Here is a 26,088-nt window from a genome sequence, read left to right as displayed (position 1 = left end):
ACGCCAGATATTTCAGAGTAGAAGCATGACCTCGCTAAACCTCACCAACCTCGCCTGGACACCTCTGGGCCACGGCCACTGCCATCACCAGTTCCAGCTGCGTGACGCTTCGTTGCAGGTGGCTGCCGGTGAGTTCGTCGGGCTGATCGGCCCCAACGGCAGCGGCAAGACCAGCCTGCTGCGGTGCGCCTATCGCTTCAGTCAGCCGGAAAGCGGTGAGGTCAGACTCGATCACCACAACGTGTGGAAGCAGTCATCACGCTGGTGCGCAAAACGCATCGCCGTGGTCCTCCAGGAGTTCCCCGATGCCTTTGGCCTGACCGTCGAAGAAGTGGTCGCCATGGGCCGCACGCCGCACAAAGGCCTGTTCGATGGCGACACGCTGGAAGATCGACAGCTGGCGACGCAAGCGCTCACATCCGTCGGTCTCGACGGCTTCGAAGACCATGCTTTCGCCACGCTGTCCGGCGGTGAAAAACAGCGGGTGATCCTTGCCCGCGCCCTGACCCAGCAACCGCAACTGCTGATCCTCGACGAGCCGACCAACCATCTCGACCCGCGTTATCAGCTCGAGCTGCTGCAACTGGTCAAACGCCTGCAGATCGGCACCCTCGCCAGCATCCACGACCTGAACCTCGCGGCCGCCTTCTGCGACCGACTGTACGTGATCAACCACGGACGGATCGTCGCCAGCGGCACGCCGCAGCAAGTACTGACCGCCGAGCTGCTGCGCGACGTGTTCGGCGTCGAAGCGTTGATCGACTCCCACCCCCTCCACGACTACCCGCGAATCACCTGGATAACCCGACCATGACTGTGCGTTCCCTGCTTTGCGTCGCTCTTTTGTTGTGCAGTGCCCAGGCCTTCGCCGAGGCCACGCAGTACCCGCTGACCATCCATAGCTGCAACCGCGAAGTGACCTTCAAGGAGGCGCCGAAACACGCGGTCAGTCACGACATCAACATGACCCAGATGATGCTCGCCCTCGGCCTCAAATCGCGCATGGCCGGGTACAGCGGCGTCAGTGGCTGGAAGTCGGTGACGCCCGCGATGCAGTCGCTGCTCGACGGCTTGCCGGAACTGGCCGCGAAATATCCGTCGGTGGAAACCCTGCTCAACGCCAACGTCGATTTCTTCTTCGCCGGCTGGGATTACGGCATGCGCGTCGGCGGCGATCTCACCCCGCAGACCCTGCAACCGCTGGGCATCAACGTGTATGAGCTGACCGAGTCCTGCGCCTTCGTGATGAAACGCCCGGCGGCGACGCTGGACGACACCTATAACGACCTGCGCAACCTCGGGAAGATTTTCGACGTGCAGGATCGCGCCAACGCACTGATCGCCGACATGCAGCAACAGGTCGCCGAAATCCGCAAAGATCTGCCCGCCGACAAGCCACGCGTGTTTCTCTACGACAGCGGCGAAGACCGCGCCATGACTTCCGGCCGCCTCGGCATGCCGCAAGCGCTGATCGACGCGGCCGGCGGGCGCAACATTCTCGACGACGTCGAAGCAAGCTGGACCCGGGTCAATTGGGAGACTGTGGTCGAACGCAATCCACAGGTGATCGTGATCGTCGATTACAGCGAAATCACCGCCGAGCAGAAGATCGAATTCCTGCTGAAGAACCCGGCGCTGCAATCGGTGGATGCGATCAAGAACCAGCGTTTCATCGTCATCCCCTACGTGCAGGCCACGCCGGGGATCGATAACGTGCTGGCGGTGGAAACCCTGGCCAAGGGGTTCCACGGCGAATGATCGACCGGCGCTACGCCCTGTTGTTGACCGCCCTCGGCGCCGTGTTGCTGGTGTCGTGCGTGGTGTCGCTGGGATTCGGCCCGGCGCGGGTGCCGGTGGACGTGGTGTGGCGGATTCTCCTGCACAAGGCCTTCGGTCTCGGCGAGGTGAGCTGGAGCGCCGGGCAGGAACACATCGTCTGGCTGATCCGTGTGCCGCGCATGTTGCTCGGGGCGTTGGTCGGCGCCGGGCTGGCGTTGATCGGCGCGGTGCTGCAAGCGGTGACGCGCAATCCACTGGCCGATCCGCACCTGCTTGGCGTCACCTCCGGCGCGACCCTCGGCGCCGTGATCGTGGTGCTGCACATCGGTGAAATCGTCGGCCTGCTGACCTTGCCGATTGCCGCATTCATCGGTGCGTTGCTGAGCATGTTTCTGGTGCTGGGCATAGCCAACCGTCAGGGTCGGCTCGACAGCGACCGGTTGCTGCTGTGCGGCGTGGCGGTGTCATTCGTGATGATGGCAATCGCCAATCTGCTGCTGTTCATGGGCGACCATCGCGCCAGCTCGGCGGTGATGTTCTGGATGCTCGGCGGCCTCGGCCTGGCGCGTTGGGAGTTGCTGGCGGTGCCGGCGCTGAGCGTGTTGCTCGGCCTCGGTTTGCTGCTGGGCATGGCCCGACCGTTGAACGCCTTGATGGCCGGCGAACAGACCGCCGTGACCCTCGGCCTGAATGCCCGCGCGGTGCGCCTGCGGGTGTTTGTGATCGCGTCCTTGATGACCGGGGTGCTGGTGTCGATCAGCGGCTCGATCGGTTTTGTCGGGCTGATGGTGCCGCACATTGCCCGGCGTCTGGTCGGTGCCGAACACCGGCGACTGCTGCCGGCCTGCGTACTGCTCGGCAGCCTGTTTCTGGTCTGGGTCGACGTCGCCGCGCGAACCCTGATCGCGCCGGAAGACCTGCCCATCGGCGTTGCCACTGCGGCTATCGGCGGCCTGTTCTTCATCGGCCTGATGCGCCGCCGCTGACACAACAAACATAAAAACTGTGGGAGCGAGCCTGCTCGCGAAGAGGCCGTGCCAGCCAACTTCATTTTTGAATGACCCACCGCATTCGCGAGCAAGCCCGCTCCCACAGTGAAAGGCATTGTTTGCGAAATCGGCGCCCTAATCTGGCGCATACGAATGCACCGTCACACGCGACTCGTCCCTTCATGGTGCACCCCGCCCGCGCGCAACCGCTCTAAACCGACATTTTCCTGCCCGATCCCGACCGGGCACAGCCCTTGCAAAACAGTCTTCAGTCGTCCGCATCTGCCAACCATAAAAAACTTTAATGTTCATGGAGATCGCACAATGAAGCGTCGCAGTTTGATCAAGGCTTTCACACTCACGGCATCCATTGCCGCGATGGGCATGACCTGGACTGTCCAGGCCGCCGAGACCATCAAGGTCGGTATCCTGCATTCGTTGTCCGGGACCATGGCGATCTCCGAAACATCGCTCAAAGACATGGCGTTGATGACCATCGACGAGATCAACGCCAAGGGCGGCGTGAACGGCAAGATGCTCGAACCGGTGGTGGTCGACCCGGCATCGAACTGGCCGCTGTTCGCCGAGAAGGGCCGGCAGTTGCTGACGCAGGACAAGGTCGCGGTGGTGTTCGGTTGCTGGACCTCGGTATCACGTAAATCGGTACTGCCGGTGTTCGAAGAACTCAACGGCCTGCTGTTCTACCCGGTGCAGTACGAAGGCGAAGAGATGTCGCCGAACGTGTTCTACACCGGCGCCGCACCGAACCAGCAGGCGATTCCGGCGGTGGAATACCTGATGAGCGAAGAAGGCGGCAGCGCCAAGCGTTTCTTCCTGCTCGGCACCGACTACGTCTACCCGCGCACCACCAACAAGATCCTGCGCTCGTTCCTGCATTCCAAAGGCGTGGCCGACAAGGACATCGAAGAGGTCTACACCCCGTTCGGTCACAGCGACTATCAAACCATCGTCGCCAACATCAAGAAATTCTCCGCCGGCGGCAAGACTGCTGTGATCTCCACGGTCAACGGCGACTCCAACGTGCCGTTCTACAAAGAGCTGGCCAACCAGGGCCTGAAGGCTACCGACGTACCGGTGGTGGCGTTCTCCGTGGGTGAAGAAGAGCTGCGCGGCATCGACACCAAACCGCTGGTGGGCAACCTCGCGGCGTGGAACTACTTCGAGTCCGTGGAGAACCCGGTGAACAAGAAGTTCGTCGCTGACTGGAAGGCCTACGCGAAGAAACACAACCTGCCGGGCGCCGACAAAGCGGTGACCAACGACCCGATGGAAGCCACCTACGTCGGCATCCACATGTGGGCGCAAGCCGTGGAAAAAGCCAAGTCCACCGACGTCGACAAGGTCCGCGAAGCCCTCGCCGGCCAGACCTTTGCCGCGCCGTCCGGTTACACCCTGACCATGGACAAGACCAATCACCACCTGCACAAACCGGTGATGATCGGCGAGATCCAGGCTGACGGTCAGTTCAACGTGGTCTGGCAGACCGAAGGCCCGATCCGTGCCCAGCCGTGGAGCCCGTTTATCGATGGCAACGACAAGAAGCCGGATTATGCGGTGAAGAGCAACTGAGCCATTGGGTGTCGGGCTGTTAAGACTTTCAGTCCGACACACTCCCCCTGTGGGAGCGGGCCTGCTCGCGAAAGCAGTTCGTCATTCAACTTAAATGCAAGCTGACACACCGCTTTCGCGAGCAAGCCCGCTCCCACAATTAGTCCGCGCAAGGCGACTCTTTATGCCGACTACCCTTTATCGCTTATTTCTGGTCCTGGCACTGCTGTTGCCGATGACTGCCTTTGCCGGCGACGCCGAAGACTTCGTCGCCGCCAATCCCGTGCAGCAAGCCAAACTGCTGGAAGCCTGGGCCGCGCAGCCCGAGCCGGCGCGTGTCGAGCTGATCAACGCCCTGCAACAAGGCGAATTGACCCTCGACGGCCAGCCGAAAACCCTGCGCCTGAACAACCGCCTTCGGGGTCTTATCGACACCGCTTTGGCCAGCCACCAATTGCTCGCCGCCGACGCCAAAATCCGTCTGAATGCTGCGCAGCAATTGCAGAAAAGCGCGAAACCCGCGCAGCTGAAATTCCTCGACCAGCAACTGGCTGGCGAAAAAGATGAAAGCGTCCACGCCGCCCTGAGCCTGGCCCTGGCCAATCTGCAGCTGGTGGACAGCGACCCGGCAGTGCGTCTGGCCGCCGTGCGCCTGCTCGGTGAAACCGGCGATCCCCTGGCCCGCACCCGCCTCGAAGGCCTGCTCGAACCCGGCGTCGAAAGCGATGCCGGCGTGCGCACCGCCGCCGAAACCAGTCTGGCGCAGGTGAAACACAAACTGCTGGTCGGCGAAATCCTCGGTGAAGCCTTCAGTGGCATGTCCCTCGGTTCGATTCTGCTGCTCGCGGCACTCGGTCTGGCGATCACCTTCGGCCTGCTCGGGGTAATCAACATGGCCCACGGCGAGATGCTGATGCTCGGCGCCTACTCGACCTACGTGGTGCAGCTGATGTTCCAGCGTTACGCCCCGCAAGCCATCGAGTTCTACCCGCTGATCGCGCTGCCGGTGGCGTTCTTCGTCACGGCGGCGATCGGCATGGCGCTGGAACGCACGGTGATTCGTCACCTCTACGGCCGGCCGCTGGAAACACTGCTCGCCACCTGGGGCATCAGCCTGATGCTGATCCAGTTGGTGCGTCTGCTGTTCGGTGCGCAGAACGTCGAGGTGGCGAACCCGGCGTGGCTGTCCGGCGGCATTCAGGTGTTGCCGAATCTGGTGCTGCCGTACAACCGCATCGTGATCATCGCCTTCGCCTTGTTCGTGGTGGTGCTGACCTGGCTGCTGCTGAACAAGACCCGCCTCGGCCTCAACGTGCGTGCGGTCACGCAGAACCGCAACATGGCCGCCTGCTGCGGCGTGCCGACCGGGCGCGTCGACATGCTCGCCTTCGGCCTCGGCTCGGGCATCGCCGGCCTCGGTGGCGTGGCGCTGAGCCAGATCGGCAACGTCGGCCCGGACCTGGGCCAGAGCTACATCATCGACTCGTTCCTGGTGGTGGTGCTCGGTGGCGTCGGCCAACTCGCCGGCAGCGTGCTGGCCGCGTTCGGGCTGGGCATCGCCAACAAGATTCTCGAACCGCAGATCGGTGCGGTACTCGGCAAGATCCTGATCCTCGCGCTGATCATTCTGTTCATCCAGAAACGTCCGCAAGGCCTCTTCGCACTGAAAGGACGGGTGATCGACTGATGAACCAGCCTCTACTTGTCACGGCCACACAAAAGGCCGGGCCGAAAGTAACCCTTGCCATCGGCGCGGTGGTCCTCGCGCTGCTGATCGCCCTGCCGCTGCTCTCGCTGCTGGCGCCGGACAACGCGCTGCATGTGTCGGCGTATACGCTGACGCTGGTCGGCAAAATCCTCTGCTACGCCATCGTCGCCCTGGCGCTGGACCTGGTCTGGGGTTACGCCGGGCTGCTGTCGCTGGGCCATGGCCTGTTCTTCGCCCTCGGCGGTTACGCGATGGGCATGTACCTGATGCGTCAGGCGGCCGGTGATGGTTTGCCGGCGTTCATGACCTTTCTGTCGTGGACCGAATTGCCGTGGTACTGGAGCGGCACCAGCAGTTTTATCTGGTCGATGTGTCTGGTGGTGCTGGCACCGGGTCTGCTGGCGCTGGTGTTCGGCTTCTTCGCCTTCCGCTCGCGGATCAAGGGCGTGTATTTCTCGATCATGACCCAGGCCCTGACCTTCGCCGGGATGCTCCTGTTTTTCCGCAACGAGACCGGCTTCGGTGGTAACAACGGCTTCACCAATTTCCGCACGATTCTCGGCTTCGGTATCACTGAGCCGGGCACCCGCGCGGTGCTGTTTCTGGCGACCGTACTGCTGCTGGTGGCGAGTCTGTTCATCGGCTGGCGTCTGGCACAGAGCAAGTTCGGCCGGGTGCTGACGGCGCTGCGCGATGCGGAAAACCGCCTGATGTTCTGCGGCTACGACCCGCGCGGCTTCAAGCTGTTCGTCTGGGTCTTGAGCGCGGTGTTGTGTGGTCTCGCCGGGGCGTTGTATGTGCCGCAAGTAGGCATCATCAACCCCAGCGAAATGTCGCCGACCAACTCGATCGAAGCGGCAGTGTGGGTCGCCCTCGGCGGTCGCGGCACGCTGATCGGGCCGTTGCTCGGTGCCGGTGTGGTCAACGGCATGAAGAGCTGGTTCACCGTGGCTTTCCCCGAATACTGGCTGTTCTTCCTCGGTGCGCTGTTCATCGTCGTGACGTTGTATTTGCCCAAAGGTGTGATCGGCCTGCTGAAGAAACGAGGTGAACAATGAGAGTCACTGCGAGTGCTGAATTCATGCTCGAACCGGCGTTTTTCCCCGTGGAGCCGAACAAGGACGAGGGCACCAGCCGCGACTCGATCGGCCTCGGCCAGCGCGTCGGCCCGGGCCTCGACACCCGGCACGGTACGATCCTGACCCTGGAAGACATCAGCGTCAGCTTCGACGGCTTCCGCGCCCTGAACAATCTGAACCTGTACATCGGCGTCGGCGAACTGCGCTGCATCATCGGCCCCAACGGCGCAGGCAAGACCACGCTGATGGACGTGATCACCGGCAAGACCCGCCCCAGCCACGGCAAGGCGTGGTTTGGCGAAACCATGGATCTGACGCAGATGAGCGAAGTGCAGATCGCCCAGGCGGGGATCGGGCGCAAGTTCCAGAAACCGACGGTGTTCGAAGCCCTCAGCGTGTTCGAGAACCTGGAGCTGGCGCAGAAGACCGACAAGTCGGTCTGGGCCAGTTTGCGCGCGCGTCTGAGCGGTGAGCAGAAGGATCGCATCAGCGAAGTGCTGGAAACCATTCGCCTGACGGCCTCGGTCAATCGCCCTGCCGGACTGCTGTCCCACGGTCAGAAGCAGTTTCTGGAGATCGGCATGTTGCTGATGCAGGACCCGCAACTGCTGCTGCTCGACGAGCCGGTGGCGGGCATGACCGATGCCGAAACCGAATTCACCGCCGAGCTGTTCAAGTCGCTGGCCGGCAAGCATTCGCTGATGGTGGTGGAGCACGACATGGGCTTCGTTGGCTCGATTGCCGACCATGTGACGGTGCTGCATCAAGGCAGCGTGCTGGCGGAAGGGTCGCTGGAGCAGGTGCAGGAAAACGAGCGGGTGATCGAGGTCTACCTCGGCCGCTGAATTTTGCGAATGCACAACCTGTGGGAGCGAGCCTGCTCGCGAAAGCGGTGCATCAGGCGCTGAAAATGCTGAATGTGACGCCGCATTCGCGAGCAGGCTCGCTCCCACAGGGTTTTGGGTGTAATTGAAGGATTTCGGACATGCTGCAAGTCGACAAGCTGCACCAGTACTACGGCGGTAGCCACATCCTGCGCGGCCTGAGCTTTGACGTGAACGTCGGCGAAGTCACCTGCCTGCTCGGGCGCAACGGCGTGGGCAAGACCACCCTGCTCAAATGCCTCATGGGCCTGTTGCCGGCCAAGGAAGGCGTGGTGAATTGGGAGGGCAAAGCGATCACCACGTTCAAGCCGCACCAGCGGGTACACGCCGGCATCGCCTACGTGCCACAGGGCCGGGAAATCTTCGGCCGGCTCACCGTGGAGGAAAATCTGCTGATGGGCCTGTCACGGTTTCCCGGCAGCGAAGCGAAAGAAGTACCAAGTTTCATCTACGAATTGTTCCCGGTGCTGCTACAAATGAAGCAGCGCCGCGGCGGTGACCTGTCCGGCGGTCAGCAACAGCAGCTGGCTATCGGGCGCGCCCTGGCCAGTCGTCCGCGTTTGCTGATCCTCGACGAGCCCACCGAAGGCATCCAGCCCTCGGTGATCAAGGAGATCGGCGCGGTGATCAAGACCCTCGCGGCGCGGGGCGACATGGCGATTTTGCTGGTGGAACAGTTTTACGACTTCGCCGCCGAACTGGCCGATCAGTACCTGGTGATGTCCCGGGGCGAGATCGTGCAGCAGGGGCGCGGCGAAAATATGGAGGCCGAGGGTGTACGAGGTCTGGTAACAATTTAATCTGTAGCTTCCTAACGATAATTACAAACCATGAATTTACCGCTTTCCACTGCCCTGTTTACCCCGAGCTGGCACGCCGAGCTGGAGCTGGCCTACGCCCGCTTCGGCGACTGCACGCGCCCGGTTCAGCGCCGGCACCTCGGCCCGCTGCGCGTGCAAAAGCACCTGTATGCCGAAGGCCCCGAGGTCTGCCAGCACATCATCGTCCACCCGCCGGGCGGGATCGCCGGCGGTGATCGACTGAACATCAGCGCCCGCGTTGAACAGGACGCCTGGGCGCAGATCACCAGCCCCGGCGCCGCCAAGTGGTATCGCGCAGCGGGGCCGGCGTATCAGCAGCTCGACCTGAAAATCGCGGCCGGTGCGACGCTGGAATGGCTGCCACAGGAAACCATCGTCTACAGCGCCGCCCAGGCCGAACTCAGCACCTCGATCGAGCTGGAGGGCGATGCGCGGCTGTTTTACTGGGACGTGGTGGCGCTGGGCCGACCGGCCAGTGGCGAGCGCTTCGACCTCGGACACTTTCAAGCGCATCTGGATATCCGCCGCGACGGACGATTGCTCTGGCACGAGCGTCAACGCATCACCGGCAATGACGGCTTGCTCGATTCGCCGATCGGCCTGGATGGCCATCCGGTGTTTGCGACGCTGCTGGTGACCGGTGAAATCGATGCCGAATTGCTGGAGCGCTGTCGTTCGCTGGGGCATGCAGTGCGCGGGGATCTGACCCAGTTGCCCGGCCTGTTGGTGGCTCGGTGTCTGGCGAGCGAGGCACTGCTGGCCCGCGCCTGGCTGATCGACCTGTGGCGCCTGCTGCGCCCGGCCCTGCTCGGCCGCGAGGCCCAGCCACCACGAATCTGGAATACCTGAAATGCACTCCAATGTGGGAGCGAGCCTGCTCGCGAAAGCGCTTTATCCGTCACCTCAAATATTGAATGTGCCGGCGCCTTCGCGAGCAGGCTCGCTCCCACAGGGATCTGTGCCAACAGTCCCGACTTTTTTCAATCTGCCCTGATGGATACCCACAATGGACCTGACCCCACGCGAAAAAGACAAGCTGTTGATCTTCACCGCCGGCCTCGTCGCCGAGCGCCGACTGGCCCGTGGCGTGAAGCTCAACTACCCGGAAGCCATGGCCTACATCTCCGCCGCCCTGCTTGAAGGCGCCCGTGACGGCCAGACCGTGGCTGAGCTGATGCACTACGGCACCACCCTGCTGAGCCGCGAGCAAGTGATGGAAGGCATCCCGGAAATGATTCCGGAGATTCAGGTCGAAGCGACGTTTCCCGACGGCACCAAGCTGGTCACCGTTCACCAACCGATCGTCTGAGGCCGCGCCATGACTTACTCCATTCGCGATGCCCTGCATGCCGACTTGCCGGCGATCCGCGACATCTACAACGATGCGGTGCTCAACACCACGGCGATCTGGAACGAGTCGGCGGTCGATCTCGGCAACCGTCAGGCGTGGTTCAGCGCCCGTCAGGCCCAGGCCTATCCGATTCTGGTGATCGTCGACGCCGACAACAGCGTGCTCGGCTACGCTTCATTTGGTGACTGGCGGCCGTTCGACGGTTTTCGCCATACCGTCGAGCACTCGGTCTACGTCCGTAGCGACCAGCGCGGCAATGGCCTTGGCCCGCAATTGATGAGCGTGCTGATCGAGCGAGCCAAAGCCTGCGCCAAGCATGTGATGGTCGCCGCCATCGAAAGTGGCAACACCGCTTCCATTCGTCTGCATGAACGTGCCGGTTTCAGCATCACCGGGCAGATGCCGCAAGTCGGCACCAAGTTCGGCCGCTGGCTCGACCTGACCTTCATGCAACTGACCCTCAATCCTGGCGCGGAGCCGCCTGACGCCAACAAGGAGTGATAACGATGAACGCTGCCCAACTGCGCCGCGTCAATGCTGAAAGTTTTGCGCACTACCGTCAGGGCTTGATCGACTTGCTGCTCGACGCCGTGGGTTATGGCGCCAGCGTCGGCTTCATGGCCGACCTCGATGCCGCGCAGGCCCGCGCCTATTTCGATGAAGTGCAGCAACAAGTGAACAAGGGCAGCGTGTTGCTCTGGGTGGTGGTCAAGGATGAAGAGGTGCAGGCCAGCGTGCAGTTGGGCCTGTGCCAGAAGGCCAACGGCCTCAATCGCGCCGAAGTGCAGAAACTGCTGGTGCGCGAACAGGCGCGGCGTCGTGGCCTCGGCCAGCAATTGATGAATGCGCTGGAACTTGAAGCGGCCAAGCACAAGCGCGGCATGCTTTACCTCGACACCGAGGCCGGCTCCCCCGCCGAAGATTTCTACAAGGCCCTGGGTTACACCCGAGCCGGTGAAATTCCCGATTACGCCTGCGATCCGCATGGCACGTATCGACCGACCGCCCTCTACTACAAGATTCTGCAAGGAGCCCGGCCATGATTCCCGGCCAGTACCAGATCCAGCCCGGCGACATCGAACTGAATGTCGGCCGCCGCACCCTCAGCCTGAAAGTCGCCAACAGCGGCGACCGGCCGATCCAGGTCGGCTCGCACTATCACTTTTTCGAAACCAACGACGCCCTGACCTTCGACCGCGCCGCCAGCCGTGGCATGCGCCTGAACATCCCGGCCGGCACCGCCGTGCGCTTCGAGCCGGGGCAAAGCCGCGAGGTCGAACTGGTGGAGTACGCCGGGCATCGGCGGGTGTTCGGCTTTGCCGGGCGGGTCATGGGTGATCTCGACTGACATGCACACAACCCTGTGGCGAGGGAGCTTGCTCCCGCTCGAGTGCGTAGCACTCGCCAACCCAGGGAACGCGGTGTGTCTGTAAGAAATCATTGGCAGGTTTTGGGACTGCTGCGCAGCCCAGCGGGAGCAAGCTCCCTCGCCACAATAAATTTTTGCAAGGAATTGAAATGAAGATTTCCCGGCAAGCCTACGCCGACATGTTCGGCCCCACCGTCGGCGACAAGGTGCGCCTGGCGGACACCGAGTTGTGGATCGAAGTCGAAAAGGACTTCACCACCTACGGCGAAGAAGTGAAATTCGGCGGCGGCAAAGTGATCCGCGACGGTCAGGGCCAGAGCCAGTTGCTCGCCGCCGAAGTGGTCGACACCCTGATCACCAATGCGCTGATCATCGACCACTGGGGCATCGTCAAAGCCGACGTCGGCCTCAAGGACGGGCGTATCGCCGCGATCGGCAAGGCCGGCAACCCGGACGTGCAACCGAACGTGACCATTGCCATCGGCGCCAGCACCGAGGTGATCGCCGGTGAAGGCATGATCCTCACCGCTGGCGGCATCGACACGCACATTCACTTCATCTGCCCGCAGCAGATCGAAGAAGCGCTGATGAGCGGCGTCACCACCATGATCGGCGGCGGCACGGGGCCGGCGACCGGCACCAACGCCACCACCTGCACCTCCGGGCCGTGGCACCTGGCGCGCATGCTCCAGGCCGCCGACGCGTTCCCGATGAACATCGGCCTCACCGGCAAGGGCAACGCCAGCCTGCCGGAGCCGCTGATCGAACAGGTCAAGGCCGGGGCCATCGGCCTCAAGCTGCACGAAGACTGGGGCACCACCCCGGCGAGCATCGACAACTGCCTGAGCGTCGCCGACCAGTACGACGTGCAGGTGGCGATCCACACCGATACCCTCAACGAATCGGGTTTCGTCGAAACCACCCTCGGCGCGTTCAAGGGTCGCACCATTCACACCTACCACACCGAAGGTGCCGGCGGCGGCCACGCGCCGGACATCATCAAGGCCTGCGGTTTCCCTAACGTGCTGCCGAGCTCGACCAACCCGACCCGGCCGTTCACCCGCAACACCATCGACGAACACCTCGACATGCTGATGGTCTGCCACCACCTCGACCCGAGCATCGCCGAGGACGTGGCGTTCGCCGAAAGTCGCATCCGCCGTGAAACCATCGCCGCCGAAGACATCCTCCACGACCTCGGCGCGTTCTCGATGATCAGCTCCGACAGCCAGGCCATGGGCCGTGTCGGCGAAGTCATCACGCGCACCTGGCAGACCGCCGACAAGATGAAAAAGCAGCGCGGCCCGCTGCCCCAGGACGGCGAAGGCAACGACAACTTCCGCGCCAAGCGCTACATCGCCAAGTACACGATCAACCCGGCGATCACCCACGGCATCAGCCATGAAGTGGGTTCGATCGAAGTCGGCAAATGGGCCGACCTAGTGCTCTGGCGTCCGGCATTCTTCGGTGTGAAACCGACGCTGATCCTCAAGGGCGGCGCCATCGCCGCCAGTTTGATGGGCGACGCCAACGGATCGATTCCAACCCCGCAACCGGTGCACTACCGCCCGATGTTCGCCAGCTACGGCGGCTCGCTGCACGCCACCAGCCTGACTTTCATCAGTCAGGCCGCGCAGGAGGCCGGGTTGCCCGAGGCATTGGGCCTGAAGAAGAAAATCGGCGTGGTCAAAGGCTGCCGCGACGTGCAGAAAACCGACCTGATCCACAACGATTACCTGCCGAACATCGACGTCGACCCGCAGACCTATCAGGTCAAGGCCGATGGCGTGCTGCTCTGGTGTGAACCGGCCGAGACTCTGCCGATGGCCCAGCGTTACTTCCTGTTCTGACGCACGGCAAAAGGCCCCGGCGCCGTGTCTTGGGCACGGTTCCGGGGCCTTTTTCATGGTGCTGGAAAAGCACTGTGCAAACGGTCGTGTATTTCCCACCAAAGGGACTAATATTCGATTCGCTCCGCCTATTTTCAGGAACTGCCCATGCGTCTTTCCGAGTTCATCGTGGCCAATATCGACCCTATCGTCGATGAGTGGGAACAGTTCGCCGCGACCATCACGCCGGCCGCCGACTATCTGGATTCCACTGCGCTGCGCGATCACGCCAGCGAGATTCTGCGGGCTGCCGCCCGTGACATGAACAAACCGCAAAGCCCCGCCGAACAGGCTGCCAAAGCCAAGGGCGAAGGCCCGGAAAAGACCCCGAGCCTGGACGAGGCCGGCGCCAGCCATGGCGAGCTGCGCCACACCGTCGGTTTCGATCTGGTGCAGATGACCAGCGAATTCCGCCATTTGCGCGCCTGTGTGATCCGCCGCTGGGTGAGCAGTCTCACCTCACCGGACATGACCTATTTTCAGGACATGATCCGCTTCAACGAAGCCATCGATGAAGCCCTCGCCGAATCCACCGCGGCCTACGCCGAGCAGGTCAACCGCTCGCGGGACATTTTCCTCGCCATCCTCGGCCATGACCTGCGTGCGCCGCTGCAAGCGGTGAGCATGTCCACCGAACTGCTGCTGCGCAAATCCAGCCTTGAGGGCGATGCCCTGGCCTGCGCCCAGCACATCAAGCGTGGCGCGCGGCACATGGCGACGATGGTCAGCGATCTGCTGGAACTGGTACGCAGTCGTCTGGGCCGTAGCCTGCCGATCGAGCCGGCACCGATGGATCTGGCCGTTGCAGCGCGAGCGGCGATTGCCGAAGCCTGCGCCGGTAATCCGCTATCCGATCCCAAGCTCACGGTGCACGGCGACACCAGCGGCGTGTGGGACGCCGGGCGAATCGATCAGTTACTGCAAAACCTGATCGGCAACGCCTTGCAGCACGGCACCAGCCAGCGCGACGTGACCCTCAACCTGCGTGGCGAGGGCGACAACGTGTGCCTGTCGGTGCACAACTACGGCACGCCGATTTCCGAGGAGGCGATCGGCACGATTTTCGACCCTCTGGTGCGCAGCGCCGACGAAGAACTCGGACAGCCGTCGACCAGCCTCGGGTTGGGCTTGTTTATCGTCAAGGAAGTGGTGACCGCCCATGGCGGGACGATCGAAGTCAGCTCGAGCGCGGCTGACGGGACGTTGTTCAGTGTGGTGTTGCCGAGAAAGGTTTAAGCAGGCTTACCGCGTAATCGTTCTTCGCGAGCAAGCCCGCTCCCACATTTAGATCGCGATCTCCTGTGGGAGCGGGCTTGCTCGCGAAGGGGCCGGCAAAGACACTCAGGAACCAACGATAAAACTATTCGACCACCAGGCGCCCCAAGCGCTGCCTGAGCATCCGGTTCTCCGCCCGCAACTCATGCACCTCCTCCAGCAGATTCAGTGCCAGCGCGACGCCCTCCCACTCCAGCTCCAGCTCGCGCCGCAACTTCGCGGCGCGCTTGGCCAGGCTCAACTCGTAGTCGGTGAACCGCCACTCCCGGGGCTGCGCGCCCTGAGGTTCGAGGATGCCGTGTTCGACGATTTCGATCACGTAGACGTCCGACAGATCGGCCGCCTCACAGAATTCTGCCATGTCCAGTTGAACGATTAGGGGGCTGCTCATGATGGGCTACTCCGTCGTCGAATTCAGAAGTTCTCGCGTGGATTGAACGCGGCTTTCTTCGCCAGTTCCTGCCACAGCGCCTTGACCTCGTCGTCCGAGGTCTTCGGCATCACGGCCTTGAGCTGCACGAACAGATAACCGCGCTCTCCGGCCTTGTTTTTCAAGCCATGACCCTTGGCGCGCATACGCTGGCCGTTCTGGCTGCCGGCCGGAACCTTGAGGTTGATCTTGCCGGTCAGGGTCGGCACCGCCACTTCAGCGCCCAACGCCAGCTCCCACGGTGCCAATGGCAGGGTGATGATCAGGTTTTCGCCTTCGACATCGAATTTCGGGTGCGGCGCAAAGCGAATGGTCAGGTACAGATCACCATTGGCCCCGCCACCGATGCCCGGTGCGCCCTGCCCCTTGAGGCGGATGCGCTCGCCGTCGCTCACGCCCGCCGGGATCTTCACGTTCAGGCTCTTGCTGGTGTTGCTGACGTGCTGGCCGTTGGCGTTGTATTGCGGCACCTGAAAGGTGACCTTCTTCGATTCATTCGAGAGCGTTTCCTCGAGGAAGATCGGCAGTTCCATTTCCACGTCTTGCCCTCGGCGCCCTGCACTGCGTGATTGCCGACCCTCGCCGCCACCGAAACCGGGGCCGCGATTGCCGAAGATCGAACTGAAGAAGTCCGAGAAGTCGCCGGTGTCGCCACCGCCGCCGCCAAAGCCGCCACGGCTCTGCCAGCCCGGCGGGCCCTGGAACGGCTGACCGTGCTGGCCATAACGGCGCAGTTCGTCGTATTCGGCGCGTTTGTCGGCGCTTTTCAGCGCTTCATAGGCTTCCGAGGCGTCCTTGAACTTGGCCTCGGCGTCTTTTTCCTTGCTGACATCGGGGTGGTATTTGCGCGCCAGCTTGCGATAGGCAGCCTTGATTGCCTTGTCGTCCGCTGTCGGCTCCACGCCGAGTATCTTGTAATAGTCTTTGAAGTCCATCGAAGGAATCACCATCCGTTATCGATTTCGCGCCGAGGCCAGCATGCGCTCATTCGCGCGTGCCGGGTTGACCGATCTCAAGTTTGTGACCGGGTGGCGCAGCAGAAGTTTATCGGCAGTGGACGACGGTTCTTGCGACCGCCGGTATGTCTGCCGGCCCATGCCAGCAAGTTTGGGGCGAAGCTGCGACTTTCAAGAAGCTTAGTCGCGAAATAGCAGATGACCGGCCTTCGAATCTGCCGCGCACTGACATACACTGCGCGGCCGTTTTTTGACCGGAACCCGAAAGACATGAACAACGCCTCTCCAGCCCGTGCCTGCGGTATCGACTTCGGCACCTCCAACTCCACCGTCGGCTGGCTGCGCCCCGGCATGGAAACGATGATCGCGCTGGAAGACGACAAGATCACCCTGCCGTCGGTGGTCTTCTTCAACATCGAAGAGCGCCGTCCGGTTTACGGTCGTCTGGCCCTGCACGAGTACCTGGAAGGCTACGAAGGCCGGCTGATGCGCTCGCTCAAGAGCCTGCTCGGTTCCAAACTGATCAAGCACGACACCAGCGTCCTCGGCACGGCGATGCCGTTCAAGGATCTGTTGGGGCTGTTCATCGGCCAGCTCAAGAGCCGCGCCGAAACGGCCGCCGGTCGTGAGTTCGAGCAGGTGGTGCTGGGGCGTCCGGTATTTTTCGTCGATGACGACCCGCTGGCCGACCAGGAAGCCGAAGACACCCTGGTCGAAGTGGCGCGCAAGCTCGGTTTCAAGGACGTGTCGTTCCAGTACGAACCGATCGCTGCGGCATTCGACTACGAGTCGACCATCGAGAAAGAAGAGCTGGTGCTGATCGTCGACATCGGCGGTGGTACGTCCGACTTCTCGCTGGTGCGCCTGTCGCCCGAACGTCGCGGCATGGACAACCGTCACGATGACATCCTCGCCACCGGCGGCGTGCACATCGGCGGGACCGACTTTGACAAACAGCTGAGCCTGCAAGGCCTGATGCCGCTGTTCGGCTACGGCAGCCGGATGAAGAGCGGCGCCTACATGCCGACCAGTCACCACATGAACCTGGCGACCTGGCACACCATCAACTCGGTGTACTCGCAAAAATCCACCCTGGCACTGGGCAGCATGCGTTACGACATCGAAGACACCGGCGGCATCGACCGTCTGTTCAAGCTGATCGAACAACGCGCCGGGCACTGGCTGGCGATGGAAGTCGAAGAAACCAAGATCCAGCTGACCCACGCCGACAGCCGCCACGTGCCGCTGGACCGGATCGAGCCGGGCCTGAGCGTGGAACTGAGCCGCGCCCTGTTCGAATCGTCCATCGACGCCTTGCTTGAGCGCGTGCGCGGCAGCGTTACGCAGCTGTTGAACGATGCCAACGTGTCGGTCGCTCAGGTCGATACGGTGTTCTTCACCGGCGGTTCAAGCGGCATCCCGGCGCTGCGCAACAGCGTCTCGGCGATGCTGCCGAATGCGCGACATGTGGAAGGCAATATCTTTGGCAGCATCGGCAGCGGCCTGGCGATTGAAGCCCGTAAACGCTATGGCGCCATGAACTGACCTGAAATCGGCGTTGCGCCTTTCGCGAGCAAGCTCGCTCCCACATTTGACCGCATTCCTTCAGTTGAAATGCAATCCAGTGTGGGAGCGAGCTTGCTCGCGAAGGCGCCAGATCAGGCAACACAGATCCATCGGTTACACCATCCCCCCCAGCTTCAACTCACTCTTCAGATACGCGTAATAAATCGGCCCCGCCACCACCCCCGGCAGGCCGAACGCGGCTTCGAACACCAGCATCGCCAGCAGCAGCTCCCACGACTTGGCACTGATCTGCCCGCCGACGATGCGCGCGTTGAGGAAGTATTCGAGCTTGTGGATAAAAATCAGATAGCCCAGCGCCGCCACCGCCACCCAGATCGACAGCGACAGACCGACGATGGTGATCAGCGTGTTCGACATCAGGTTGCCGATCACCGGCAGCAGGCCGAGCAGGAACGTCAGGACGATCAGGGTCTTGGTCAGCGGCAGCTTGATGCCGAACAGCGGCAGAATCACCGCGAGGAAGATCGCGGTGAAGAGGGTGTTCAGCAGGGAAATCTTGATCTGCGCGAAGACGATGTTGCGAAAGGCTTGAACCACCAGGTGCAGACGGTCGAACAGGGCGGCGGCCAGTGGTTTGCGCTTGGTCAGGTCCGGCACTCGCTGTAAGGCGATGATCGCGCCGAGGACCATGCCGATCAGCAAGGTGACGAACATGTGCGCCGCGTCCTTGCCCACCAGTTGCAGCTCGGCCAGGTGTTTGCTGGCCCATTCGCCGATGGCCACGCGAAACTCCGCAGCACTGGCCGGCAGGTAAGCATCGAGAAACGGTGGCAGTTGCCCGCGTGCGCGGTCGACCACGCCCATGAATTTGTCGAGCGAGGCGCCCGGGTTTTCCGCTTCGTGCAGCAGGAAACTGATGGCGCCGGCAAAGATCAACGCCAGCACGCTGACCACCAAAGTGCCCAGCAGCGCCACCGCCAGCCAGCGCGCGCGCCGCCCTTCGATCAGCCGCTGCAGTTGCGGGGTGAGCATGTTGACCAGCTCGAACACCAGCAAACCGGCCAGCAGGCTGGGCAACAAGCGCAATGGCAACGCCAGCAACAAACCGCCGCAAATGATGATGCAACTGACCCAAAACACAACATGACGCTCAGAAAACGTTGGCATACAGCCTCAAAACGAACGGCGTAAAAGGATTGGCAGTCTGCCAGCGATCCGGGGAGAGCACTAGGTATATGCGGTGCTTGAGATTGGCGGTGCCAAGACCGGTTTCTTCGCGAGCAAGCTCGCTCCCACATTGGAATGCGCACTCCTGTGGGAGCGAGCTTGCTCGCGAAGAGGCCAGCCCGCTCACCACAAGACTCAAGTGCTTACTTTTTCTTCAGGCAATCACTCATGAAGGTCTTGCGCGCATCGCCGGTCAGCGCCTTGGTTTTCGCGTCGGCGTTGCAGGTCTTCATTTTTTCCTGCTGCGGGGTCAGCACCTTGGCGTCATTGGCGGCTGGTGCAGCCTTGAGACAAGTGCTCATGAAGGTTTTGCGCTCGTCGCCCTTGAGGCTCTTGGCGGTAGCGTCAGCATTGCAGGTGGTCATTTTGTTCTGTTGCGCCGTGGCGGCGAAACCCTGGGAACACAGGAGCAGACCGATCATCAACAAAGGGACACGCAACATCTTCATGGAGTTTTCTCCTTGTCGCCGCATCGATGGATGCGGCCTCTGCTGGAGTGTAGCCAAATCTTGTTACACCTTCCTGCCCTCCAGATGGCTGCGTCGGTATTGCTCCGGCGTACACCCGGCCTGCCGGGCAAACATGGCGATGAAGGCCGAGCCGCTGCTGTAGCCGAGGTCGAAGGCGATTTCCTGCACGCTGCGGGTACTTTCCAGCGCCTCAATGGCTGCCAGATAGCGCAGGCGCTGGCGCCATTCGCCGAAACTCATCCCCAGTTCGCGCACGAACTGCCGGGCCAGCGTGCGCTCGCTGACGTGTACCTGCGCCGCCCAGTGCGCCAGTGGCTGGTTATTCCCCGGATCAGCCTGTAATGCATCGAGAATCGCCAGCAACCCGGGGTTGCGCGCATACGGCAGATAACACTCATGCACCGGCGCCTGTTGCAGTTGATCGACCAACACTTGGGCCAGGCGCTGGTCAGTGTCGAGTTCGGGGATCTTCACGTCGCGCGCGGCGAAGTCCTTGAGAATCGCCTTGAGGATGTCGCTGATCGCCAGGGTGCAGGCGCGCGGCGGCAGATCGGCACAGACTTTGGGGTCGAGGCACACCGCGCGGTAGTTGACCGGTTGATGGCTGTAGAAACTGTGCTCGCCCTGCGGCGGCACCCACACCGCATAGTGCGGCGGCGACATGAAGCGGCTGCCGTCGACGTCCATGTGCAGCACGCCGTGGGCCGCATATTCCAGCGTGCCCCACGGATGGCGGTGCGGCGCGGCGTATTCATGGGCGTTGAAGTCGGCATAGCGGAAGTACACCGCCGACGGCAGTTCGCTGAAATCCAGCAGATCGATGTGTTTGCTGTTCATGCTGTCCGGTTGCAGTGGCAGGTTGTCCGGTTCGCAGTATAGGGCTGCATCCAGACAGGCGATAATCACCGTTCATCAACGTTCTGGTTTTAACCCATGCAATACGCGTTTCCCCTGCTGGCGATTTTCATCTGGGCCGGCAATACCGTGATCAACAAACTGGCGGTCGGGGCAATCTTCCCCGCCGAGATCGGTTTCTACCGCTGGCTGCTCGCCGGGCTGCTGTTCACCCCATTCATGCTCAAAGCGGTGATCGCGCACTGGCCGCAGATCCGCCCGAACCTGGGCAAGATCTTCATCCTCGGCGTGCTCGGGATGGCGGTCTATCAAAGCCTGGCCTACTTCGCCGCGACGCTGACCACGGCGACCAACATGGGCATCATCCTGTCGCTGATGCCGCTGATGTCGCTGGCCATGGCCATCATCAGCCTCGGCCAGCGCCTGACTGCCGGGGCGCTGTTCGGCGCGGTGCTGTCGTTCGCCGGCGTGCTGGTGGTGGTGTCGTCCGGCAGCCTCGGCGCGCTGCTGCAACATGGGGTGAACCTGGGTGACGCGATGATGCTGATCGCCACCCTGGCCTACGCGATCTACAGCACCCTGCTGAAAAAATGGCAGTTGCGCCTGCCGCCGCTGGTGTTGTTGTACCTGCAGGTGCTGGTGGCGATTGTGGTGCTGTTTCCGCTGTACGCCGCCTCGCCGAAAACCGGCTTCACCGCGCAGAACATTCCGCTGGTGCTGTACGCGTGCCTGCTGGCCTCGATGCTCGCGCCGCTGGCGTGGATGCAGGCGGTACAGCGTCTGGGGCCGAGCCGCACGACCTTGTTCTTTAACTTGCTGCCGTTGATTACCGCGCTGATTGCGGCGGTGGTGCTGAAGGAGCAGTTGGCGATGTATCACCTGGTGGGTGGGGTGTTGACGTTGGGCGGGGTGATTCTTTCCGAGCGCTGGACCACGGTATTGGGCCGCCGGATCAGCGTTGCCTGATCTGGCCCTGTGGTGAGGGGATTTATCCCCGATGGCGCGCGAAGCGGCCCCTTTTTTAAAAGCCGGGGCCTGCTGCGCAGTCCAGCGGGAGCAAGCTCCCTCGCCACAAAAGCAGGTTAAACCCCGGCGGCCTTCAGTCGCGCCGCATGCTCGACAAACAACCGCACCGGGTCCGCCCCCTTCCCCACCAGCCCCAGCGACTGATTGACGATGTCGAAGTGATCCAGCGGATAGTCATCGCCAATCACCGTGCCCAAGTGCGAGCTGTAGCGCCCGACCATCCCGTCACACTGCCCCGGCTCCCGCACAAAGGTTTTCGCAAACAGGCGACAGCTGCGATTGGTGCCGTCGAACAGGTTGCCGCCACGATCGGTCTTGCCCGGCTGCAACGTCCCTGACCACGAGTAATAACGCACGCCGTTGACCTCTTCCGGCCCGTGACCGCCCCATGTCTCGGGCAGGCCCTGTGGATAACGCTGATTGAACAGCGCCACGCCTGCACTGGTCAGCGATTGATGCGAGGCGTGGATGTCCACCGGCAGTTTCGGCCCGCGGTAACCGGTTTCCAGCAGCGCCATCAGCCAGCCGACAACACGCAGCAGCACCTCAAGCACGCGGCCCTTGGCGCTGTCCGCCGGGTAGTGTTGCTGCAGATAGTCGGCCAGCTCCGAGCCGTGATTAGGCCCGGCCACCGACGTCACCGAAGCCACCAGATCCGGCCGTTTGGCGGCGGCATAACGCGCGGTCAGCGAGCCTTGGCTGTGGCCAAACAGATTGACCCTGACGGCGCCGGTCTCGCGCAGAATCTCCTCGATCCGCGCCAGCAATTGCTCGCCGCGCACCTCGGTGGAGTTGAGCGGCGACACCTGCACCGCAATCACCGTCGCCCCGCCACGGCGCAACGCCTTGATGATCCCGTACCAGTACGGATACAGCACCAGCCGGATAAACCCGAGCATGCCCGGGACCAGCACCAGTGGATAACGTGTCGCCGAACCTTGTGACATGGGCAAACATCCTTGTGGTCGCTGAGTGGATGCCAGACGTGCAAAACGCCCGCCAAGCTTCCTCCCTGATGATGACAACTGCACCATCAGCCTACTTCAGGCCCACTCCCCCCGCCACAATCAGTCCTACCGACCGCAAGCGATGAAGAGCATTACACCCCGCAAGCGGCGATTGCCACGCAAGGTCTGGGGCTGATGCCAAGGTCGCACGAAATCCCATAAAACTTTTTGCATCGCGCAGGACTCACAACTTGGGTAAACGATCACGCCTGTAGAGCGTGGCGCCATTGGATTAGCCTCCTGGAGATCAATATGAGCGACGACCTGCACTTGTCAGATGTCAAAACCCTGCGCGAACGTGCGCGGCAACACGTCGAGAACGGCGCGGTTACCGAGAGCTACAGCGCTAACCGTGAGGAGGTGCTGCGCTTGCTCAACGAATCGCTGGCCACCGAACTGGTCTGCGTGCTGCGCTACAAGCGTCACTACTTCATGGCCAACGGTCTGAAAGCCAACGTGGCCGCCGACGAATTCCTCGAACACGCGACTCAGGAAGCACAACACGCCGACCGTCTGGCCGAGCGCATCGTGCAACTGGGCGGCGAGCCGGAGTTCAATCCGGACCTGCTGTCGAAAATGTCCCACGCCCAGTACGTGGCCGGGAACACCCTGAAGGAAATGGTCTACGAAGACCTGGTGGCCGAGCGGATCGCCATCGACAGCTACCGCGAAATCATCCAGTACATCGGTGAGAAAGACCCGACCACCCGCCGCATCTTCGAAGACATCCTGGCGCAGGAAGAAGAGCATGCGGATGACATGGCCGACATTCTGAAAGACCTGTAAGCCTTCAAAACCGCCTTCGCGAGCAAGCCCGCTCCCACAGTTTTTTCACTAACCTGTGGGAGCGGGCTTGCTCGCGAAGGGGCCCTATCAGTCACCGATCATTTTGTAGGTTTCACAGTGACTGGCGCCTTGCCCGCCTTCATCTGCTCCAGCAACGGCGCGCACTGATTCGGCTCCCCGCCACTCGGCGCCACCAGCGCCAGCAGCCCGGCCGCCGGTGCGGCAATCACGCCCAGTGCCACCATCCCCGCTCCGCGCAACATCAACGGCACGGCCTTGACCCCGGCGTCCGGCTTGATGAACTTGCCACGCACGTACAACGGTGAACGCAGCGAAATCAGACGCCAGCCCTTGGATTCCGGCGTTACCGTCAGATCCAGTTGCTCGGTGGCCATGTTCGCGGTGCCGTCGATGTAGATGATCGCGTTCTCGGTATCGAACACAAACAGCCGCGTGCTCGCCAGGCCGGTCTTGATATCGAAGTCCGCCGCAGCGCAGTTGATCTTCACTTCCTTGTCGCCGAAGACTTTGCCGACCACGTAGTTGCCGACGTTGAGCCCCGCCAGTTCCATCAGTTCACGACTGATTGCACCGTCGTTGATCAGCATCTTCAGGTTGCCGTTGGCCCCGCCCAGCAGTTTGGCTACGGAGTTGCCGCGCCCGCTGATGTCGGCATCGCCATTGAGTTCGCCGAAACTGGTTTTCATCGGCTCGAAGGTCGGGAACAACTGCTTGAGCTTGAACCCGCGCGCGGTCAGTTTGGCCCGGCCTTCCAGCGGTTCGGTGCGACCGTTGAGGCGGATCTGCGCATCCAGCTTGCCCCCGGCCACGCCGAAGCGCAGCGGTTCGAGGCTGAGCTCGCCGTCGTTGAGTTTCAGGTGGGTATAGAGGTCGGTGAACGGCAGTTTTTCGCTGTGGACGATGCGCTTGCCGGTGAACTCGACGTCGGCATCCATTGCGCGCCAGCGGTCGGTCTTGAATTCTTCCACCGGCAGCACTTTGTCGGTCGGCTGTTTGCTCTCGCCGCCGCGGGCCTTTTGCTTGTCATTCGAGTCGGCGCCGATCAGCGGCGCGAGGTCGGCGAACAACAGTTGATTGGACAGCAACGCGCCGCTGAGTTTTGGCCGTGGCTGGCTGGCGACGTAGGTCAGGTCACCGTGAATGTCGCTGCCACCGATCTTGCCGTTGAACTGCTCATAGGTGAATTTGGCGCCAGCGGCGTCATGCAATTTAGCAATCAGATGACCGTCGGTGGAATACGCTGGCGTATCCGGCAGGGTCACGCCGGTCAGTGGATAAAGGTTGCCGAGGCTGGCGCCGGCCAGTTTCAAACGCAGATCGAGGGCGCCGAGGTTCAGCGGGTCGGTCAAGGTCCCGGCGAGTTCGATGCTGGTGGCGCCGATCTTCGCCTGCGCCTGCAGCGGGAACGGCTTGTTCGCATCCTGCAACGCCAGCAGCCCGCCGATCTTGCCCTGGCCGGTGAGATTCTGGCCGTGGTATTGGCCTTTGACCTTCAGCGCAAACGCATAGTCCTGAGGCGCGGCGCCCTTGTCCTGGGCGGTTTTCGCGGCTTTGTCGCCGACGATCTCGCTGAACGGAATCGGCTTGCCCAGCGGATCGATCACCACGTCGAGATTGGTCTTCAGCGTCTGGTCATCCAGGGTGACGTGGCCCTTGTCGAAACCAATCGCACCAATGTCCACCACCCAATTCGACGGTTCGGCATTCGGGTCCTTCGGATCGAACTTGAACGTCCAGTTGGCACGACCATCGGCCAGACGCTGCAGTTGCGCGTTGGGTTCGGTCAGGTCGATGCGCGGGATCGTCACCCGTTGCGCCAGCAGGGCCAGCGGCGAGATGCGCAGTTCCACGCGTTTGAGCGTGACCATCTGCGGCTGCTTCGACCAGTCCGGGTTGCCCAGCGTCAGGTCTTCAGCCACCACATGCGGCCACGGCACCCAGGCCCGCCAGCCACCCTCGTCCGGCTCGCGTTGCCAGATCACTGCGAGGTTGCCGTTGATGGCGAACGGTCGATGCAGTTCTTCCGAGACTTTGGCGTTGAGCGGCGGTTTGATCCGGTTCCAATCGAAGAACACGATGATCAGAACCAGTACCGCCAGCAACAGTACGAGGATGGCGAGGGTCCAACTGAAGATTTTTCCGGTGCGCGTCATGCACAAAACTCCTGATGACGACCGCACGCCGACTTCGCGACGCACAGCTGAAACGGCGGGCCAAAGCGGCCCTCATGAAATCTACGACTGGCAAACAGTGCGCAGGTTTAATCGGAATATAGATTCCGCGGCAAAAAATCGCGCGAATGCTGACCGATTGGTCGAACAGCGTTACCGCCACCCGCACATTTGCGAGGCGCGAGTGAGTCGAAAATACCCACTGCGGTGCAAAACCAGCGTCCGCAAACGCCCGAGCTAGAGCGCCTCGGCAGAACAATCAATTCTGTTGATTATTACCATTGCGTTTATGAACTTTTATATCGACTTATCGAGAGTAGCATTGGCTTCGTACCCACTTTATCGCCCTCCCAAGGAGCAACCCATCATGAAACGCCAATTACTGCTCAGCCTTACCCTGTCGATGCTAGCCAGCACTGCTTTCGCCCTGCCCGCTGCCGATCAGGCTACCCCACAAGTAAAAACCAGCCACTCGGTGTTCAGCCAGACTGTTGCTGCTGACGGCGGTGACCGCACTCCACAAGGTCAGACCCTGGCTGAAAACGGCCGCAATCGTCTGGAAGAAAAAGGCCTGGTACAAGATGGCTACGACAAGACTCCACAAGGTCAAGCTGTAGCAGAAGGTGGCCGTGACCGTCTCGAAGAGAAAGGTCTGGTTCAGGACGGTTCCGATCGCACTCCACTGGGCCAGGCTCTGGCCTCTGATGGCAGCGACCGCACTCCACAAGGCCAGACCCTCGCTTCCGACGGCAGCGACCGCACCCCACAAGGCCAGACCCTCGCTTCCGACGGTAGTGACCGCACTCCACAGGGCCAGACCCTCGCTGAAGGTGGTGGTGACCGTGTGATCGAACGCAACAGCGCTTTGAGCTAAGCCCATGGCGGCCTGGAAAAAAAGC

The 26,088-nt window shown here is 62.1% G+C and carries 26 protein-coding genes and 1 pseudogene; 20 read left to right on the top strand and 7 right to left on the bottom strand.

Annotated elements, in window-relative coordinates; all coding sequences use genetic code 11:
* The first annotated feature begins 25 nt into the window (after positions 1 to 25).
* From M0814_RS15040 to M0814_RS14970, 16 genes and pseudogenes are all read left to right on the top strand, one after another.
* Positions 26 to 814 (top strand): ABC transporter ATP-binding protein, encoded by a 789-nt coding sequence (locus tag M0814_RS15040; RefSeq protein WP_103485960.1) that lies wholly within the window; start codon positions 26 to 28, stop codon positions 812 to 814.
* Complete coding sequence (locus M0814_RS15035; RefSeq protein ID WP_103485959.1) at positions 811 to 1,758, top strand: ABC transporter substrate-binding protein; 948 nt, start codon at positions 811 to 813, stop codon at positions 1,756 to 1,758. Before M0814_RS15040 ends, M0814_RS15035 begins: the two co-directional genes overlap by 4 nt.
* On the top strand, positions 1,755 to 2,765 hold the full coding sequence (locus tag M0814_RS15030) for an iron ABC transporter permease (RefSeq protein ID WP_103485958.1): 1,011 nt from the start codon (positions 1,755 to 1,757) through the stop codon (positions 2,763 to 2,765). Before M0814_RS15035 ends, M0814_RS15030 begins: the two co-directional genes overlap by 4 nt.
* A gap of 10 nt (positions 2,766 to 2,775) precedes the next feature.
* Positions 2,776 to 2,874, top strand: a pseudogene (locus M0814_RS29165) (metal ABC transporter ATP-binding protein); the annotation flags it as partial.
* A 218-nt stretch (positions 2,875 to 3,092) separates the two neighbouring features.
* Positions 3,093 to 4,358 carry an urea ABC transporter substrate-binding protein gene (gene urtA, locus M0814_RS15025; RefSeq protein WP_003221226.1) on the top strand — a complete coding sequence of 422 codons (1,266 nt, stop codon included), beginning with the start codon at positions 3,093 to 3,095 and terminating at the stop codon, positions 4,356 to 4,358.
* A 163-nt stretch (positions 4,359 to 4,521) separates the two neighbouring features.
* Positions 4,522 to 6,024 carry an urea ABC transporter permease subunit UrtB gene (urtB, locus tag M0814_RS15020; RefSeq protein WP_103485957.1) on the top strand — a complete coding sequence of 501 codons (1,503 nt, stop codon included), beginning with the start codon at positions 4,522 to 4,524 and terminating at the stop codon, positions 6,022 to 6,024.
* Positions 6,024 to 7,103, top strand: a complete 1,080-nt coding sequence (urtC, locus tag M0814_RS15015) for an urea ABC transporter permease subunit UrtC (protein ID WP_103485956.1) — start codon at positions 6,024 to 6,026, stop codon at positions 7,101 to 7,103. The genes urtB and urtC overlap by 1 nt, the downstream gene beginning before the upstream one ends.
* A gap of 23 nt (positions 7,104 to 7,126) precedes the next feature.
* Positions 7,127 to 7,969 (top strand): urea ABC transporter ATP-binding protein UrtD, encoded by an 843-nt coding sequence (gene urtD, locus M0814_RS15010; RefSeq protein WP_177434722.1) that lies wholly within the window; start codon positions 7,127 to 7,129, stop codon positions 7,967 to 7,969.
* 140 nt (positions 7,970 to 8,109) lie between these two features.
* A complete protein-coding gene (urtE, locus tag M0814_RS15005; protein WP_103485953.1) occupies positions 8,110 to 8,808 on the top strand; it encodes an urea ABC transporter ATP-binding subunit UrtE in 699 nt (232 codons plus the stop codon).
* A 30-nt stretch (positions 8,809 to 8,838) separates the two neighbouring features.
* Entirely contained in the window at positions 8,839 to 9,678 is an 840-nt protein-coding gene (locus tag M0814_RS15000; RefSeq protein WP_103485952.1) for an urease accessory protein UreD, read from the top strand.
* 157 nt (positions 9,679 to 9,835) lie between these two features.
* Positions 9,836 to 10,138 carry an urease subunit gamma gene (ureA, locus tag M0814_RS14995; RefSeq protein WP_003221215.1) on the top strand — a complete coding sequence of 101 codons (303 nt, stop codon included), beginning with the start codon at positions 9,836 to 9,838 and terminating at the stop codon, positions 10,136 to 10,138.
* Positions 10,139 to 10,147: 9 nt separating this feature from the next.
* On the top strand, positions 10,148 to 10,681 hold the full coding sequence (locus M0814_RS14990; protein ID WP_103485951.1) for a GNAT family N-acetyltransferase: 534 nt from the start codon (positions 10,148 to 10,150) through the stop codon (positions 10,679 to 10,681).
* Between the two features lie 5 nt (positions 10,682 to 10,686).
* On the top strand, positions 10,687 to 11,223 hold the full coding sequence (locus tag M0814_RS14985; RefSeq protein ID WP_003221211.1) for a GNAT family N-acetyltransferase: 537 nt from the start codon (positions 10,687 to 10,689) through the stop codon (positions 11,221 to 11,223).
* Positions 11,220 to 11,528: an urease subunit beta gene (locus M0814_RS14980; protein ID WP_007966984.1), complete on the top strand. Its 309-nt coding sequence runs from the start codon at positions 11,220 to 11,222 to the stop codon at positions 11,526 to 11,528. Before M0814_RS14985 ends, M0814_RS14980 begins: the two co-directional genes overlap by 4 nt.
* 170 nt (positions 11,529 to 11,698) lie before the next feature.
* Positions 11,699 to 13,399 carry an urease subunit alpha gene (gene ureC, locus M0814_RS14975; protein ID WP_103485950.1) on the top strand — a complete coding sequence of 567 codons (1,701 nt, stop codon included), beginning with the start codon at positions 11,699 to 11,701 and terminating at the stop codon, positions 13,397 to 13,399.
* A 147-nt stretch (positions 13,400 to 13,546) separates the two neighbouring features.
* Positions 13,547 to 14,674 (top strand): sensor histidine kinase, encoded by a 1,128-nt coding sequence (locus M0814_RS14970; RefSeq protein ID WP_103485949.1) that lies wholly within the window; start codon positions 13,547 to 13,549, stop codon positions 14,672 to 14,674.
* Positions 14,675 to 14,798: 124 nt separating this feature from the next.
* Here M0814_RS14970 and M0814_RS14965 read toward each other — a convergent pair whose 3' ends face one another.
* Together M0814_RS14965 and M0814_RS14960 are read right to left on the bottom strand one after the other, a co-directional pair.
* Entirely contained in the window at positions 14,799 to 15,104 is a 306-nt protein-coding gene (locus M0814_RS14965; protein WP_003221201.1) for a chaperone modulator CbpM, read from the bottom strand.
* 23 nt (positions 15,105 to 15,127) lie between these two features.
* Positions 15,128 to 16,078: a DnaJ C-terminal domain-containing protein gene (locus M0814_RS14960; RefSeq protein WP_003221199.1), complete on the bottom strand. Its 951-nt coding sequence runs from the start codon at positions 16,076 to 16,078 to the stop codon at positions 15,128 to 15,130.
* A 291-nt stretch (positions 16,079 to 16,369) separates the two neighbouring features.
* Here M0814_RS14960 and M0814_RS14955 point away from each other — a divergent pair, with 291 nt between their 5' ends.
* A complete protein-coding gene (locus M0814_RS14955) occupies positions 16,370 to 17,644 on the top strand; it encodes an Hsp70 family protein (protein WP_003221197.1) in 1,275 nt (424 codons plus the stop codon).
* A gap of 135 nt (positions 17,645 to 17,779) precedes the next feature.
* Here the strand turns inward: M0814_RS14955 and M0814_RS14950 are convergent, their stop codons facing one another.
* From M0814_RS14950 to M0814_RS14940, 3 genes are all read right to left on the bottom strand, one after another.
* Entirely contained in the window at positions 17,780 to 18,793 is a 1,014-nt protein-coding gene (locus M0814_RS14950; protein ID WP_003221195.1) for a hypothetical protein, read from the bottom strand.
* A 203-nt stretch (positions 18,794 to 18,996) separates the two neighbouring features.
* Positions 18,997 to 19,302: a PsiF family protein gene (locus M0814_RS14945; RefSeq protein ID WP_003221193.1), complete on the bottom strand. Its 306-nt coding sequence runs from the start codon at positions 19,300 to 19,302 to the stop codon at positions 18,997 to 18,999.
* A 63-nt stretch (positions 19,303 to 19,365) separates the two neighbouring features.
* The gene (locus tag M0814_RS14940; RefSeq protein ID WP_103485986.1) at positions 19,366 to 20,160 is read right to left on the bottom strand and encodes a helix-turn-helix transcriptional regulator; all 795 of its coding nucleotides are present in this window, start codon (positions 20,158 to 20,160) and stop codon (positions 19,366 to 19,368) included.
* 96 nt (positions 20,161 to 20,256) lie between these two features.
* On the opposite strand from M0814_RS14940, the gene M0814_RS14935 reads away from it, so the two are divergent.
* Positions 20,257 to 21,144: a DMT family transporter gene (locus tag M0814_RS14935; RefSeq protein WP_003221189.1), complete on the top strand. Its 888-nt coding sequence runs from the start codon at positions 20,257 to 20,259 to the stop codon at positions 21,142 to 21,144.
* A gap of 116 nt (positions 21,145 to 21,260) precedes the next feature.
* Here the strand turns inward: M0814_RS14935 and M0814_RS14930 are convergent, their stop codons facing one another.
* Complete coding sequence (locus M0814_RS14930) at positions 21,261 to 22,151, bottom strand: triacylglycerol lipase (RefSeq protein WP_103486494.1); 891 nt, start codon at positions 22,149 to 22,151, stop codon at positions 21,261 to 21,263.
* A gap of 312 nt (positions 22,152 to 22,463) precedes the next feature.
* On the opposite strand from M0814_RS14930, the gene M0814_RS14925 reads away from it, so the two are divergent.
* Entirely contained in the window at positions 22,464 to 22,997 is a 534-nt protein-coding gene (locus M0814_RS14925; protein WP_003221186.1) for a ferritin-like domain-containing protein, read from the top strand.
* Positions 22,998 to 23,095: 98 nt separating this feature from the next.
* On the opposite strand, the gene M0814_RS14920 is transcribed toward M0814_RS14925, so the two are convergent.
* The gene (locus M0814_RS14920) at positions 23,096 to 25,171 is read right to left on the bottom strand and encodes an AsmA family protein (RefSeq protein ID WP_103486493.1); all 2,076 of its coding nucleotides are present in this window, start codon (positions 25,169 to 25,171) and stop codon (positions 23,096 to 23,098) included.
* Positions 25,172 to 25,556: 385 nt separating this feature from the next.
* Between M0814_RS14920 and M0814_RS14915 the strand changes: the two genes are divergently transcribed.
* Entirely contained in the window at positions 25,557 to 26,063 is a 507-nt protein-coding gene (locus tag M0814_RS14915; protein WP_003221182.1) for a hypothetical protein, read from the top strand.
* Positions 26,064 to 26,088: the final 25 nt, after the last annotated feature.

Source organism: Pseudomonas sp. MWU12-2020 (genome assembly GCF_023100605.1).
Taxonomy (GTDB): Bacteria; Pseudomonadota; Gammaproteobacteria; order Pseudomonadales; family Pseudomonadaceae; genus Aquipseudomonas; species Aquipseudomonas fluorescens_H.
Note: the sequence above shows the minus strand (reverse complement) of the source record. Positions and strands in the feature narration are given on the sequence as shown.